Raw genomic sequence first — 13,942 nt, forward strand, 5'->3', positions numbered from 1 at the left:
TCGGTCCATGGCTGCAACTGGAACAAGTCCCCTCGCCCGGGCCGAGCAGTTCATCTGGCTCACGGCCCGTGTCCTCGAACAGCGGCGGTTCGCCCACCAATACCTGGCGGGAGGCGCGGAGCCGGTGGAGACGGCCCTCGCCGCGTACGCCAACGAGGACGGCGGCTACGGCCACGCCCTCGAACCCGATCTCCGCGGCCCCGTCAGTCAGCCGCTGCACACGGCCCACGCGCTCAGCGTCCTCGACTCCATCGGCCGCTGCAACGGTCTGCGGGTGGAACGGATCTGCCGGTACCTGACCGAGGTGTCGACCAGAGAGGGCGCCCTGCCCGCGCTGCTCCCCTCGCAACGCGGCTATCCGGCTGCCCCCTTCATCCCCGTCGTCGACGACCCGCCCGCCGAGCTGCTGGCCACCGGGCCCGTCGTCGGCCTGCTCCACCGCAACGCCGTGTGGCATGCCTGGCTCTTCCGGGCCACCGACTTCTGCTGGTCGGCCGTGGATGCCCTGGAGGTGTCGCATCCCTACGAGATCGAGGCGGCGGTCGCCTTCCTGGACGGTGTGCCGGACCGGCCCCGGGCGGAGGCCGCGGCCGAACGGCTGGGATGGCTGGTACGCGACCAGCGGCTCGCCGTGCTCGATCCGGAGCGGCGCGCGGAATACCCGGTGGCCGCCGGGTACGCACCGGGCGAGCAGCACTTCCCGTACGACTACGCCCGTACACCTGAATCGCTCGCCCGGCGGTGGTTCACCGACGCCGAGATGGAGCGCGCGCTCGATCACCTCGCCGCCGCGCAGGAGAAGGACGGCGGCTGGCCGGTGACCTGGCGGCAATGGGCACCCGGGACGGCGCTGGAAGGGCGGCCCCTGGTGACCCTCAGGGCGTTGGAGACCCTGCGAGCCCACGGACGCGCGCTGGATTGAGAGGCGCGCGACGGGGAAGGGCGCCGGTAAGGGGCAGGGGCCACGGCGCCTGCCCCCCTACGCGCTCCAGCCCAGCGCGCGCACCCCGGCAGTGACGACCACGGCCGCGCCCACGACCACCAGGAAGGGGGCTCGCAGGACGAGGGCGAGGGCTGCGGCCGCCAGGCCCGCACCCCTGGCGTCCAGGGCCAGATGCTGTCCGTCGCCGAAGGTCTGCTGGGCGGTGAGCGCGGCCAGCAGAGCCACCGGCAGCAGGGCGGCGAGGCGCTGCACGAGCGGGCGTTCCAGAGCGCCCGCGGGCACCAGGAGACCGAGCAGTTTGGCGAGGTAGCAGCCGACGAAGGTCAGGGCGATGGCGATCCAGACGTTCATCGGCCCTCCTCCGCCCGGGTCGCGCCCGCGCCCTTCGATCCGGTTCCGTCCGCGCCGCCGCCCTTGGCCCGTCCCATCAGGAACAGAACAGCAGGGGCGGCGAGTGCGGACAGCAGCACGGGCACCCCGGCCGGCAGCACCGGCAGGAGGCCGAGGGCGAGCAGGACGGCGAGCCCGGCGGTGACACGCTCCGTCGTGGACCTCAGCATCGGGGCGAGCAGGGCGAGGAAGACGGCGGGACTGGCCGCGTCGAGCCCCCAGGCGTCGGTGTCACCGAGCGCCTCGGCCCCCAGTGCGCCCGCCAGGGTGGTCAGGTTCCACAGCACGTAGAGGGTGAGCCCGGTGACGGTGAAGCCGATCCGCGCGGCTCGCCGGGTGGACTGGGGCAGCGTCACGGCGGTCGTCTCGTCGATGACCCACTGGGCGGCGAGCGGACGCAGGGCCCGCGGCAGGGCCAGGAGCTGTGAAAGGCGCAGGCCGTAGAAGGCATTGCGGACGCCGAGGAAGAAGGCTCCGGCGGCCGCGGTGTACGGGTTGCCGCCGGCGGCGAGCGCGCCGACCAGCGCGAACTGGGAGGCTCCCGTGAAGACGAGCAGGCTGAGCGCGCACGTCTGGAGGAGGCTCAGGCCGGAGCCCGCCGAGGTGACGCCGAAGGCGAAGCCGGAGAGGCCGACGGCTATGCCGACGCCGAGCGCGTCGCGTACCACGGCCGCGTCCGGTTCGGCCCCGGCGGCGAGCGTGCTGCCGCCGGTCGGTTCGGCGGTGGTGCGAAGGGGTGCTGTCTGTTCTGCCACGTCCCGCACGCTACCGGGACCGCTCCCGACCGGTCTTGTACGTTCTTGCACGTTCGCGCTGGTAGGCGCCGGGTGGTACTCCCACGATCCGGGTGAAATGACGGTTGAGATGCGGCTGGTCGGTGAAGCCGACTTCCGTCGCCGCGACCGAGGGGGCTGTGCCCGCGTCGAGCATCCTGCGCGCACGCCGCACCCGGGCGTCGGTGAGCCAGGTGTGCGGAGGCATGCCGTACTGCTTCTTGAACGCGCGCAGCAGGGCGAAGGGGCTCGTGCCCAGCTCGCCGGCCAGCGCCTCCAGGGTCGGCGGGTCGGCCATCCGGGACTCCAGGAGGGCCCGGGCGCGCGCCGCGTCGCGTGCCCCTCCGGCACGGGGCTCCCGGGTGGGGAAGGCGCTGCCGTGCCGGGTGAGCAGGCGGGTGACGACGACGCGCAGCACGCTGTCGGCGGCCAGGGCGTTGCCCTCCTCGGCCGCCCGGTGAACCTCGCCTATCAGCCGGGCCGCGTACGGATCGGCCACCCCGGTCTCGGTGAAGCCGACGGTGCCGCGCAGGTTCGTCGTATCGGCGGCGATGTCGTTGACCACCTGCGCGGACGGGTAGAGCGTGTCGTACACCCAGCCTTCGGGGACACCGGCCCGGGCGGTGTGCGGGACCTCCGGGTTGATCATGACGACGGTGCCGGGGCCCGCGTGCAGGGTGCCGCCGGGTGTTCCTATGTCCTCGACGCCCTGGCTGACCGTGGCGAGGACGTAGCCCTCGTGGCTGTGGCGCGGGAAGGTGTGCCGGATGTAGCGGGCCCGCAGCAGGTCGAGGTCGGGCAGCTCGGCGTAACTCCAGTGCCTCGCCCACTCCGCCGGTTGCTGTGCTCCTGCCATGGGGGGATTGTCCCAGCCCGTGGGCCTCCCGACCGTCGGTACGACGGCCCGCCCAACGGTTGTCGCGGCCGTTGACAGCCCCGCAGGGCATCAGTCAGTGGCAGAGCCACGGCCACCGGGACCTGAGTATCAGCATCGATGTCAGTGGCGGGGTGCACGATGGGGGCATGACCGGCTCCGCACTCGATTCCTTCTCCCCCGCCACCCGCAGTTGGTTCACGGGGGCCTTCAGCGCGCCGACCGCCGCACAGGAAGGCGCCTGGCGGGCGATCGGTGAGGGGGCGGACGTGCTGGTCGTCGCGCCGACCGGCTCAGGCAAGACGCTGGCCGCCTTCCTCGCCGCACTGGACCGGCTGGCGGCCGTCCCGCCGCCCGCTGAGGCGAGGAAGCGCTGCCGCGTGCTGTACGTGTCACCTCTCAAGGCACTCGCGGTCGACGTGGAGCGCAATCTGCGCTCACCCCTGACCGGCATCCGCCAGGAGTCCGTGCGCCAGGGTCTGCCCGAGCCCGAGGTGCGGGTGGGCATCAGATCGGGTGACACCCCCGCCGCCGAGCGCCGTTCGATGGCGACCCGCCCGCCGGACATCCTGATCACGACCCCCGAGTCGCTCTTCCTGATGCTGACGTCCTCGGCCCGGGAGGCCCTGTCCGGCATCGAGACGGTGATCCTGGACGAGGTGCACGCGGTGGCGGGCACCAAACGCGGTGCCCATCTCTCCGTGTCGCTGGAGCGCCTGGACGAACTGCTGCCTCGGCCGGCCCGGCGCATCGGCCTCTCGGCCACGGTCCGGCCGGTCGACGAGGTGGCGCGCTTCCTCTCCCCCCGACGCAAGGTGGAGATCGTCCAGCCGCCGTCCAGCAAGCAGTTCGACCTGTCGGTGGTCGTACCGGTCGAGGACCTCGGCGAGCTGGGCGGCTCGCCCGCCACCGACGACACCTCCGGGCAGGCCGAGAAGCCGTCGATCTGGCCGCATGTGGAGGAGCGGATCGCCGATCTGGTCCAGGCGCACCGCTCCACCATCGTCTTCGCCAACTCCCGCCGCCTCGCGGAGCGCCTGTGCAACCGGCTCAACGAGATCGCGTACGAGAGAGCCACCGGCGAGACCATGCCGGAGGCCCACTCCCCCGCCGAGATCATGGCGGAGTCCGGAACGGCCAAGGGCGCTCCCGCCCTGCTCGCCCGGGCCCACCACGGATCGGTCTCCAAGGAGCAGCGCGCCCAGGTCGAGGAGGACCTCAAGGCCGGCCGGCTGCCCGCGGTGGTCGCCACCTCCAGTCTGGAGCTGGGCATCGACATGGGGGCGGTCGACCTGGTGATCCAGGTCGAGTCGCCGCCCTCGGTCGCCTCCGGGCTGCAGCGGGTCGGCCGCGCCGGCCATCAGGTGGGCGCGGTCTCCACCGGCGTCGTCTTCCCGAAGTACCGCGGCGACCTGGTACAGGCGGCCGTGGTCACCGAGCGGATGCGCACGGGCTCCATCGAGGCGCTGCGTGTCCCGTCCAATCCATTGGACGTGCTGGCCCAGCAGTTGGTGGCGATGGTCGCGCTGGACAGCTGGCAGGTGGACGACCTGCTCGCGGTGGTCCGCCGCGCCGCCCCCTTCGCGTCGCTGCCCGAATCGGCGTTCACCGCGGTTCTCGACATGCTCGCGGGCCGCTATCCGTCCGACGCCTTCGCGGAGCTGCGCCCCCGCGTCGTCTGGGACCGCGTCGCCGGTACGGTCACGGGCCGCCCCGGCGCCCAGCGCCTCGCCGTCACCTCGGGCGGGACCATCCCCGACCGCGGCCTCTTCGGGGTCTTCCTCGCCGGCACCGACCCGAAGAAGGGCGGCGGCCGGGTCGGGGAGCTGGACGAGGAGATGGTCTACGAGTCCCGGGTCGGCGACGTCTTCACGCTGGGCACGACCTCCTGGCGGATCGAGGACATCACCCGCGACCGGGTCCTCGTCTCCCCCGCGCCCGGCGTCCCCGGGCGGCTGCCGTTCTGGAAGGGCGACCAGCTGGGCCGGCCCCTGGAACTGGGCCGCGCACTGGGGGCCTTCCTGCGCGAGCTCGGCGGGCTCTCCGCGCAGGATGCCCGTGACCGCCTGCTCTCCGCCGGCCTGGACACCTGGGCCGTGGACAACGTCCTGGCGTATCTCGACGAACAGCGCCGGGCCTGCGGTCATGTCCCGGATGACCGGACCGTCCTGGTCGAGCGCTTCCGGGACGAGCTGGGCGACTGGCGCGTCGTCGTGCACTCCCCGTTCGGCGCGCAGGTGCACGCGCCGTGGGCCCTGGCGCTCAGCGCCCGTCTCGCCGAACGGTACGGGATGGATGCGCAGGTCATGCATGCCGACGACGGCATCGTGCTGAGGCTGCCCGACGCCGACATGATGGGCCTGGACCTCCTCGACTTCGACCCGGCACAGGATCCGGCGCCGGCCGGGGGCGGCACGGCACCGCTCGCCCCGGCCAACACCGCCTTCGACAGCGACCAGCCCCCGGTCGGGGCCGCCGACGTGGCCTTCGACAAGGGCGAGATCGCGCAGCTCGTCACCGACCAGGTCGGTGGTTCCGCCCTGTTCGCCTCCCGGTTTCGCGAGTGTGCGGCCAGGGCGCTGCTGCTTCCCCGCCGCAGCCCCAGCAAACGCACTCCGCTCTGGCAGCAGCGCCAGCGCGCCGCGCAGCTCCTCCAGGTCGCCTCCGAGTTCGGCTCCTTCCCCATCGTTCTCGAAGCGGTCCGCGAGTGCCTCCAGGACGTCTTCGACGTCCCGGGACTCACGGAGGTGATGGGCGATCTGGAGGCCCGCCGCATCCGTCTCGTCGAGGTCACCACACAGGAGCCCTCCCCGTTCGCCCGCTCGCTCCTGTTCGGGTATGTGGCCCAGTTCCTGTACGAGGGCGACTCTCCGCTCGCCGAACGGCGAGCCGCCGCGCTCTCCCTGGACTCCCGGCTGCTGGCCGAGTTGCTGGGCAGGGCGGAGCTGCGCGAGTTGCTGGACGCCGACGTCCTGACGGAGCTGGAGCGGGAGCTCCAGTGGCTGGCGGACGACCGCCGGGCCAAGGACGCCGAGAGCGTCGCGGATCTGCTGCGGGTGCTCGGCCCGCTCACCGAGCAGGAGCTGGCCGAGCGCGGGGCCGAGCCCGCCTGGGCGAAGGAGCTGGAGTCCGCCCGTCGGGCCATCCGGGTCCGGATCGCCGGCGCGGCTCACTGGGCGGCGATCGAGGACGCGGGCCGGCTGCGCGACGCCCTGGGCACGGCGCTCCCGGTCGGCGTACCCGAAGCGTTCACCGAACCGGTGAAGGACCCCCTCGGCGATCTCTTCGCCCGGTACGCCCGTACACACGGCCCGTTCACCTCGACCACGGCCGCCGCCCGCTTCGGTCTCGGCACGGCCGTCACCGACGGGGCGCTGCAACGGCTCGCGGCCTCGGGCCGAATCGTGCAGGGCGAGTTCCACCCCGCCGGAATCGGCCAGGAGTGGTGCGACGCCACGGTGCTGCGACGACTGCGGCGCCGTTCGCTGGCCGCCCTCCGCCATGAGCTGGAGCCGGTCCCGCCCGCCGCCCTCGCCGGGTTCCTGCCGCAATGGCAGCACCTCGGCGGCAACACCCTGCGCGGGCTCGACGGACTGGCCCGCGCCATCGAGCAGTTGCAGGGTGCTCCCGTCCCCGCCTCCGCGCTGGAGCGGCTCGTCCTGCCCAGCCGCGTCACCGGCTACACGCCCGCGCTCCTCGACGAGCTGACCACCACCGGAGAGGTCGTGTGGGCGGGCGCCGGAGCGTTGCCCGGCAAGGACGGCTGGCTCTCCCTGTACCTCGCCGACAGCGCACCCCTGCTCCTCCCGCCACCCCGCCCGCTGGAGCTCAGCGCGCTGCACGAGTCCGTGCTGACCGTGCTCGGAGGCGGCTACGGCCTGTTCTTCCGCCAGATCGCCGACCAGGTCCGCGCCACCACCCACCCCGACTGCACCGACCCGCAACTGGCGGACGCTTTGTGGGACCTCGCCTGGTCGGGCCGGCTGACCAACGACACCCTCGCGCCGCTGCGCTCCCTCATGGGCTCGGGCCGCACGGCGGGGTCGACCGCGCACCGCGCCCGGCGGAGTGTCCCGCGCGGCCGTTACGGCACCCTCACCGCTGCCGCACGCCCCGCTTCACGCACCGGGCCGCCCACGGTCTCGGGCCGCTGGTCCCTGCTGCCGGCCATCGAGCCCGAGCCCACACACCGCGCCCACGCCCTGGCCCGCACGCTGCTGGACCGGCACGGGGTGGTGACCCGGGGCGCGGTCCAGGCGGAGGGCGTCGAGGGCGGCTTCTCGGCGGCCTACCGGGTCCTGTCGGCCTTCGAGGACAACGGGCAGGCACGGCGTGGCTATGTCGTGGAAGGACTGGGGGCCGCGCAGTTCGCGATGGACGGCGCGGTCGACCGGCTCCGCGCCGTATCCACCGCCCGGGACCGTACGGGGCCGGGCGCCGACCCCCGCGCCCTCGTCCTCGCGGCGGCCGACCCGGCCAATGCGTACGGCGCCGCTCTCCCGTGGCCGGAGCCGCCGGAGGGAGCCGGGCACAAGCCGGGCCGCAAGGCGGGCTCGCTCGTCGTGCTGGTCGACGGCGAGCTGACGCTGTACATGGAGCGCGGCGGCAAGACCCTGCTGGCCTGGCCGACCGATCCGGACGACCCCGCGCTCCGGGCGGCGGCCGGGGCGCTGGCCTCCGCCGCACGCGCCGGGACCCTCGGAACGGTGACCGTCGAGCGCACCAACGGCGCCTCCGCCCTGACCTCGCCCCTGGGCCGCACGCTGGAGGCGGCCGGCTTCCTCGCCACCCCGAGGGGCCTGCGCCTCCGCGCGACGTAGCCCAGGACGGGACGGCGGCGGCGCGTCCACGCCGCCGCGCCCAGGACCGGGCGCCCCGTGCCCCGCACGCGGCGTCACCCCGGACGGAGCGCCGCGCCCCTCCCGCGGAAAACCCCGAGACACCGCTGCCCCGCACCGTCCCCTCCGGTGCCGCGCCACCACTCACCCACGCCGCCCCTCACCCCTCCCCCTCACGCATCATGGAGGCATGCCCGAAGGAGACACCGTCCTGCAGACCGCCGGGCGGCTGCACGAAGCGCTCGCCGGCCAGGTCCTCACCACCTCCGACCTGCGCGTTCCCCGGTTCGCCACCGCCGACCTCACCGGCCGGGCCGTCCTGGACGTCACGGCGCGGGGCAAGCACCTGCTGACCCGGATCGAGGGCGGTCTCACCCTGCACAGCCACCTCCGGATGGACGGAGGCTGGCGGATCTACGCCCCCGGCGAGCGCTGGCGCGGGGGCCCCGGCCACCAGATCCGGGCCGTCCTGGGCAACGCGGCACACACCGCCGTCGGCTACCGCCTCCCCGTCCTGGAGCTCATGCGCACCCGGGACGAGGAGCAGGCGGTCGGCCATCTCGGCCCCGACCTACTGGGCCTGGACTGGGACGCCGAGACAGCACTGCGGAATCTTCTGAGCGACCCCGCCCGCCCCCTCGGCGAGGCACTGCTCGACCAGCGCAACCTGGCCGGCATCGGAAACATCTACAAGGCGGAGCTCTGCTTCCTGGCCCACGCCACTCCCTGGCTCCCCATCGGCGAGCTGCCCGCCCCGACGGCCGCCCTGCTCGTCAGCACGGCGCACCAGCTCCTCGACGCCAACCGCGACCGCCCGCGCCGCATCACGACCGTCGGCGCCCGGCCCCGTACCGCCGCCGACGCGGCCGCCCGCGCCCGGAGACGGAGCGAGAACCTCTGGGTCTACGGACGGACCCACCAACCCTGCCTGCGCTGCGGAACTCCGATCCGCGCGGCCGAGCAGGACGGCCGCCCCGCCTACTGGTGCCCCCGCTGCCAGTCCGGTCCGGTCCCCGCTTGACGTGTCCCCGCTGCCAGTCCGGTCCGGTCCCCGCCTGAGAACCGCTGCTCCCAGGGCCGCCCAGCCCTCACCCGGCAGGCCCGGCCCCGAATCGGCCGACGGCCCCCTACCTGACGACTACCTGACGACCCACCGTCGCCAAGACCGCGCCGATCTCCGTACCCAGGCCGTGCCGCGCCGCAGCAGACCCGTTCCGGCGTCGAAGATGCCAAGGGGCCGGGCGGTCGCGGCCACGTGCACCGGCAGAAGGCTCAACCCCCATCCACCCGCCGCCACCGCTCCCTCGACCACCCCGGCGTGCGCCGGTTCCAGGACCAGCCGCAGGACAGCCCACCACCACACCCCACAGAGAACGAGCGCCGGCACCCATCGCCTTACCATGGCTGCCTCCTCCGGCCGAACCTAGTCGCGTCCGCTCTGCCGGGACGAGGGCGCACCGGTGCACCACCGGCGCGCGCGGGGCGGTCGCACAACCCCTGTCGCACACCCCTGCCGCACAACCCCTGCCGCCCAGCCCCAGTCACACAACCCCCGAGCCCGACCCGGTCGCGCCACGGCCGTACACCTCCACCGCACCACCTCGGGTCACCGGCCCCTCTCAGCGCGGAGCCCCCACCGCGCAGGTGGGGGCTCCGCCGCGGACGGGTCAGCCCTTGTCGTCGGACAGGGAGTCCTTGACGCCGCCCGCCCGGTCACGGGCACCGTCCATGGTGTCCTTGGCCTTGCCCTTGGCCTGGTCCGCCTTGCCCTCGGCTTCCTTGCGACGGTCGCCGGTCATCTTGCCCATGGCTTCCTTCGCCTTACCGGTGACCTTGTCCTTCGCGCCTTCGTTCTTCATGTCATTCCTCCATTGGAGAGAATCGTTGGGTGCCCGTGCGGGCACCGCGGTGTCGCGGTATCCGATCAGGCGTTCTCGGCTTGGAACATCCACGCGTGCTTCTCGAGGTCGGCGGTCAGCGTGATCAGGATGTCCTGGCTGACCGGGTCGGGGGTCTCGGTCGCCTCGATGCGCTCGCGCATCCGCCCGATCACCACACCAAGGGCGTCGATCAGGCTCTTCACCGCGTCCACGTCCTTGATCCAGCCTTCGGACACGGAGGCGATGGCCGTGCTCTTGGCGATCGTCGCGGCCCGGCCGTCCGGGTTGACGCCGAGCGCGGATGCCCGCTCGGCGACCGTGTCGGAGTGCTGGCGGGCGGTGTCGACGACGTCGTCGAGCTGGAGGTGCACAGACCTGAACCGCGGCCCGACCACGTTCCAGTGGACCTGCTTGGCCACCAGAGAAAGGTCGAGGAGATCCACCAGAGCACCCTGGAGCGCGTCGCCGACGGTCTTGAGGTCGGTCTCGGACAGTGGGCTCTTCACCACAGACATGCACGTCTCCGATCTGGAATCCGTTCCGTTCAGCACCACCCACGATGGCACAAAGGAAGCAAAACGGTCATTCGAGGAAGTCTCCGGTACCCCCATGAGCTCGACGGCTCTGAAGGCGCTCGGCGGCCCGGACGAGTCCGGTGACCAAGAACGAGTTCGTTCCGGAGCGTTCCTCGGTCTCTCATCCACGCGCCTGCCCCCCATCGCTCCGCTGACACACGAATCCGCCCCCGAAAAAGTGCCCGCCGCACACGAAAGCCCCGGTCCTCCCCCGAAAGGGGAGAACCGGGGCCTCGGCTTCACACCGAACCGATCGGATCAGGCGGCGACGACGTCCACCGCTTCCGCGGGCGCCTTGATGGTCACCCGCCCCGTCGGTACACCCGCCACCGAGGTAACGGAGACGGAGTTGAGCATGGGGCGCACCGGTACAGGTACCGGATCGCTGGCCGCTGCCGACTCGGCCAGTTCGGCCAGGGACAGCTCATCGCTCACTTCACGCATGAGCTCGGACATCCGTACGTCAAGCGCGTCGCAAATGGCGGAGAGCAGTTCGGAGGATGCCTCCTTCTGCCCCCGCTCCACCTCGGAGAGATAGCCGAGCGAAACTCGGGCGGACGAGGAGACTTCGCGCAGAGTACGGCCTTGGCGCTGGCGCTGCCGACGCAGCACGTCACCCAGCAGGCGACGGAGCAGAATCATCGGTGGCTCCCTCCTCGGACCGCGTAGCCGCATCCTTCACGCCCCACCGTACCGCCTAGCGCTGCGGCCGTGCGGGGAGCGATGTCGTGTTCACTCAGGGCTGCAAACATCAATTCCCCCCGTTCTCTTCCGTATCCTGTGCGCTCGCATTCTCGTCGAGTTCGCCTGAGAGCAGGTCGAGCGCGCTCCGTACGCTCTCCTTACGGATGTCCGCCCGGTCGCCGTTCAACCGCAGCGCGGCCACTTTCCCAGTGCCGTGCGGCCCGCTGACCGCGACGAAGACCGTTCCGACGAGTTGGCCGTCCTGTGGTTCGGGGCCGGCGACGCCGGTGGTCGCCACTCCCCAGTCTGCGCCCAGAGCGCGTCGTACGCCTGTCGCCATCTGGCGCGCGACCTCGGCGTCGACCGCCCCGCGCTCCGCCAGAAGGTCGGCGTCGACCCCCAGGACTTCACTCTTGAGGGGGGTCGCATAAGCCGTGACCGAGCCGCGGAATGCCTGTGAGGCACCGGGTACGGACGTCAGTTCGGCCGCGACCAGGCCGCCGGTCAGTGACTCCGCGACGGCGAGGGTCTGCCCCCGCTCGACGAGCAGCCGCAGCACCCGGTCGGCGGTCGTCACCGCTCGGACTCCGCCGCGCCACGGACCGAGGCCGCCCCGGCGATCGTGTCAGCCTCCTCCGAGGCGCCCTCCGGCTCAGGCCCCGCCTGGGGGGTGCTCTTCGATGCGCCCTCCACCGAGGCCCGCGAAGCCCCCTCGCGGCCCTCGGCCGCACGTTCCGCCGCCAGCCCCTGGCGTCGCAGCACGACGGCCTGGCGGACGTAGTCGAGCCCCGTGACGACCGTCAGCACGACGGCCACCGCCATCACCCAGAAGCGCAGGGTGGCCAGCGGACCGGTCAGCGCCAGGACGTACATCCCGACGGCCGTCCCCTGCGCCAGCGTCTTCAACTTGCCGCCGCGACTGGCCGGAATGACCCCGTGCCGGATCACCCAGAACCGCATCAGCGTGATGCCCAGCTCGCGGAAGAGGATCACGCCCGTGACCCACCAGGGCAGGTCGCCCAGATACGACAGACAGATCAACGCCGCCCCCATGATCGCCTTGTCGGCGATCGGGTCGGCGATCTTCCCGAAGTCGGTGACCAGGTTGTACGTACGCGCCAGATGCCCGTCGAAGAGGTCGGTGATCATGGCGATGGCGAAGGCGGCCCAGGCGAAGGAGCGCCAGGCCGGGTCGTACCCGCCGTTGTGGAGCAGCAGCACCACGAAGCCGGGGACGAGCACGAGCCGGGCCATCGTCAGGAGATTGGCGATGTTCCACAGACTGGCCTGGTCGACCGCAGCGGCGCCCAGCTTTCCGCCGCGGACCGGCGTCGCGCCGGAGCCGCCTGGCGTGGATGCCGGGGCTCCGGTCATCTGGCTACCTCCACACGCTCACTGCACTCGGCGATCAGGTCCACGCCTTCGGTGCCCACGACCTTTGCCTCGACCATACGGCCCGGGACGAGACCCTCGCGTGTGGTGAAGAGCACCTGGCCATCCGTTTCGGGCGCCTGGTGCGCGGCACGGCCGATGGCGCGCGGCTCGTCCTCGGTGGGTTCGACCGACTCGACCAGCACCTGGAGCGATTCGCCCATGCGCTCCTCGGCCCGCTGCGAGGTCAGTTCCTCGGCGAGCTGGGAGATGTGCGCGAGGCGCTCCGCGATGACGTCGGCGTCGAGCTTGTTCTCGTAGCCGACCGCTTCGGTGCCCTCCTCGTCGGAGTAGCCGAAGACGCCGATGGCGTCGAGGCGGGCGCCCGTGAGGAACCGTTCCAGCTCCGCGAGGTCGTCCTCGGTCTCGCCGGGGAAGCCCACGATGAAGTTGGAGCGGGCTCCCGCCTGCGGGGCCTTGCTCCGGATCGTGTCGAGCAGCTCCAGGAAGCGGTCGGTGTCGCCGAAGCGGCGCATCGCCCGCAGCACGCCGGGCGCGGAGTGCTGGAAGGAGAGGTCGAAGTAGGGCGCGACCTTCGGCGTCGAGGTGAGGACGTCGATCAGGCCCGGCCTCATCTCGGCGGGCTGCAGGTAGCTGACCCGGATGCGCTCGATCCCGTCGACCTCCGCGAGCTCCGGCAGCAGCGTCTCCAGGAGACGGATGTCACCGAGGTCCTTGCCGTACGAGGTGTTGTTCTCGGAGACGAGCATGACCTCCTTCACTCCCTGCTCGGCCAGCCAGCGGGTCTCACCGAGCACGTCCGAGGGGCGCCGGGAGATGAAGGAGCCGCGGAAGGACGGGATGGCGCAGAAGGAGCAGCGGCGGTCGCAGCCGGAGGCCAGCTTGACCGAGGCGACGGGGCTGGTGCCCAGCCGGCGGCGCAGGGGCGCGCGCGGCCCGGAGACCGGGGCGATACCTTCCGGCAGGTCGGCGGGGGCGGGGGCCGCCTCCTGCGCGTGACCGGGCAGGGACACCGCGGCGTTCTGCCGCTCGGCGGGGCTGATCGGCAGCAGCTTGCGACGGTCGCGGGGGGTATGGGAGGCGTGGACGCCGCCGCTGAGGATGGTCTGGAGGCGGTCGGAGATGTCGGCGTAGTCGTCGAAGCCGAGGACGCCGTCCGCTTCCGGCAGGGCCTCTGCGAGGTCCTTGCCGTAGCGCTCGGCCATACAGCCGACGGCGACGACGGCCTGGGTGCGGCCGTGGTCCTTCAGATCATTGGCTTCGAGCAGGGCATCGACGGAGTCCTTCTTGGCGGCCTCGACGAACCCACAGGTGTTGACGACGGCGACGTCGGCATCGGAGGCATCCTCGACGAGCTCCCAGCCGTCCGCTGCCAGGCGGCCTGCAAGCTCCTCCGAGTCCACCTCGTTACGGGCGCAGCCAAGAGTGACAAGGGCGACGGTACGGCGTTCGGGCATGGACTCAAGACTACTTTGTCCCGGCACCGACCCTGCCGCGGAGGGTCGGGCCGTTACCCGGAGTGACAAAGCGGCACAGGCAGTCCTCGCTCATCCCCGGGCTCGTGCTGCTCCCGTTCTGGAGGCAGCGGGGACC

13 protein-coding genes are annotated in these 13,942 nt (G+C 72.4%); 3 read left to right on the top strand and 10 right to left on the bottom strand.

The features are described 5' to 3' along the window. The first annotated feature begins 7 nt into the window (after positions 1-7). Entirely contained in the window at positions 8-922 is a 915-nt protein-coding gene (locus ABZ564_RS22550; RefSeq protein WP_360859275.1) for a hypothetical protein, read from the top strand. A gap of 57 nt (positions 923-979) precedes the next feature. Here ABZ564_RS22550 and ABZ564_RS22555 read toward each other — a convergent pair whose 3' ends face one another. The 3 genes from ABZ564_RS22555 to ABZ564_RS22565 are packed head-to-tail and all read right to left on the bottom strand — an operon-like array spanning position 980 to position 2,962. After that, positions 980-1,294 (bottom strand): AzlD domain-containing protein, encoded by a 315-nt coding sequence (locus tag ABZ564_RS22555; RefSeq protein WP_360859278.1) that lies wholly within the window; start codon positions 1,292-1,294, stop codon positions 980-982. Beyond that, complete coding sequence (locus ABZ564_RS22560; RefSeq protein WP_360859280.1) at positions 1,291-2,088, bottom strand: AzlC family ABC transporter permease; 798 nt, start codon at positions 2,086-2,088, stop codon at positions 1,291-1,293. The genes ABZ564_RS22555 and ABZ564_RS22560 overlap by 4 nt, the downstream gene beginning before the upstream one ends. A gap of 10 nt (positions 2,089-2,098) precedes the next feature. Further along, complete coding sequence (locus ABZ564_RS22565) at positions 2,099-2,962, bottom strand: AraC family transcriptional regulator (protein ID WP_360859283.1); 864 nt, start codon at positions 2,960-2,962, stop codon at positions 2,099-2,101. Positions 2,963-3,129: 167 nt separating this feature from the next. On the opposite strand from ABZ564_RS22565, the gene ABZ564_RS22570 reads away from it, so the two are divergent. Next, a complete protein-coding gene (locus ABZ564_RS22570; RefSeq protein WP_360859285.1) occupies positions 3,130-7,800 on the top strand; it encodes a DEAD/DEAH box helicase in 4,671 nt (1,556 codons plus the stop codon). Between the two features lie 208 nt (positions 7,801-8,008). Beyond that, the gene (locus tag ABZ564_RS22575) at positions 8,009-8,839 is read left to right on the top strand and encodes a DNA-formamidopyrimidine glycosylase family protein (protein WP_360859288.1); all 831 of its coding nucleotides are present in this window, start codon (positions 8,009-8,011) and stop codon (positions 8,837-8,839) included. A 117-nt stretch (positions 8,840-8,956) separates the two neighbouring features. On the opposite strand, the gene ABZ564_RS22580 is transcribed toward ABZ564_RS22575, so the two are convergent. The 7 genes from ABZ564_RS22580 to rimO all read right to left on the bottom strand — a co-directional run bounded on the left by ABZ564_RS22580 (position 8,957) and on the right by rimO (position 13,806). Next, a complete protein-coding gene (locus tag ABZ564_RS22580) occupies positions 8,957-9,220 on the bottom strand; it encodes a hypothetical protein (protein WP_360859290.1) in 264 nt (87 codons plus the stop codon). 265 nt (positions 9,221-9,485) lie between these two features. Beyond that, positions 9,486-9,677: a CsbD family protein gene (locus ABZ564_RS22585; RefSeq protein WP_360859293.1), complete on the bottom strand. Its 192-nt coding sequence runs from the start codon at positions 9,675-9,677 to the stop codon at positions 9,486-9,488. Between the two features lie 65 nt (positions 9,678-9,742). Further along, entirely contained in the window at positions 9,743-10,213 is a 471-nt protein-coding gene (locus ABZ564_RS22590) for a DNA starvation/stationary phase protection protein (RefSeq protein WP_360859296.1), read from the bottom strand. 318 nt (positions 10,214-10,531) lie between these two features. Beyond that, positions 10,532-10,915, bottom strand: a complete 384-nt coding sequence (locus tag ABZ564_RS22595; protein ID WP_018105285.1) for a helix-turn-helix transcriptional regulator — start codon at positions 10,913-10,915, stop codon at positions 10,532-10,534. A gap of 109 nt (positions 10,916-11,024) precedes the next feature. Further along, the gene (locus ABZ564_RS22600; RefSeq protein ID WP_360859299.1) at positions 11,025-11,534 is read right to left on the bottom strand and encodes a nicotinamide-nucleotide amidohydrolase family protein; all 510 of its coding nucleotides are present in this window, start codon (positions 11,532-11,534) and stop codon (positions 11,025-11,027) included. Beyond that, entirely contained in the window at positions 11,531-12,331 is an 801-nt protein-coding gene (gene pgsA, locus ABZ564_RS22605) for a CDP-diacylglycerol--glycerol-3-phosphate 3-phosphatidyltransferase (RefSeq protein ID WP_360859302.1), read from the bottom strand. Before pgsA ends, ABZ564_RS22600 begins: the two co-directional genes overlap by 4 nt. Beyond that, positions 12,328-13,806: a 30S ribosomal protein S12 methylthiotransferase RimO gene (gene rimO / locus ABZ564_RS22610; protein ID WP_360859305.1), complete on the bottom strand. Its 1,479-nt coding sequence runs from the start codon at positions 13,804-13,806 to the stop codon at positions 12,328-12,330. The genes pgsA and rimO overlap by 4 nt, the downstream gene beginning before the upstream one ends. Between the last annotated feature and the right edge of the window lie 136 nt (positions 13,807-13,942).

The organism is Streptomyces sp. NPDC019224, assembly GCF_040632605.1.
Taxonomy (GTDB): Bacteria; Actinomycetota; Actinomycetes; order Streptomycetales; family Streptomycetaceae; genus Streptomyces.

Coding starts and splice junctions, on each gene's coding strand:
- rimO (WP_360859305.1), bottom strand. CDS start 13,806: ATGCCCGAACGCCGTACCGTCGCCCTTGTCACTCTTGGCTGCGCCCGT.
- ABZ564_RS22595 (WP_018105285.1), bottom strand. CDS start 10,915: ATGATTCTGCTCCGTCGCCTGCTGGGTGACGTGCTGCGTCGGCAGCGC.
- ABZ564_RS22565 (WP_360859283.1), bottom strand. CDS start 2,962: ATGGCAGGAGCACAGCAACCGGCGGAGTGGGCGAGGCACTGGAGTTAC.
- ABZ564_RS22550 (WP_360859275.1), top strand. CDS start 8: ATGGCTGCAACTGGAACAAGTCCCCTCGCCCGGGCCGAGCAGTTCATC.
- ABZ564_RS22590 (WP_360859296.1), bottom strand. CDS start 10,213: ATGTCTGTGGTGAAGAGCCCACTGTCCGAGACCGACCTCAAGACCGTC.
- ABZ564_RS22580 (WP_360859290.1), bottom strand. CDS start 9,220: ATGGTAAGGCGATGGGTGCCGGCGCTCGTTCTCTGTGGGGTGTGGTGG.
- ABZ564_RS22570 (WP_360859285.1), top strand. CDS start 3,130: ATGACCGGCTCCGCACTCGATTCCTTCTCCCCCGCCACCCGCAGTTGG.
- ABZ564_RS22575 (WP_360859288.1), top strand. CDS start 8,009: ATGCCCGAAGGAGACACCGTCCTGCAGACCGCCGGGCGGCTGCACGAA.
- ABZ564_RS22555 (WP_360859278.1), bottom strand. CDS start 1,294: ATGAACGTCTGGATCGCCATCGCCCTGACCTTCGTCGGCTGCTACCTC.
- ABZ564_RS22585 (WP_360859293.1), bottom strand. CDS start 9,677: ATGAAGAACGAAGGCGCGAAGGACAAGGTCACCGGTAAGGCGAAGGAA.
- pgsA (WP_360859302.1), bottom strand. CDS start 12,331: ATGACCGGAGCCCCGGCATCCACGCCAGGCGGCTCCGGCGCGACGCCG.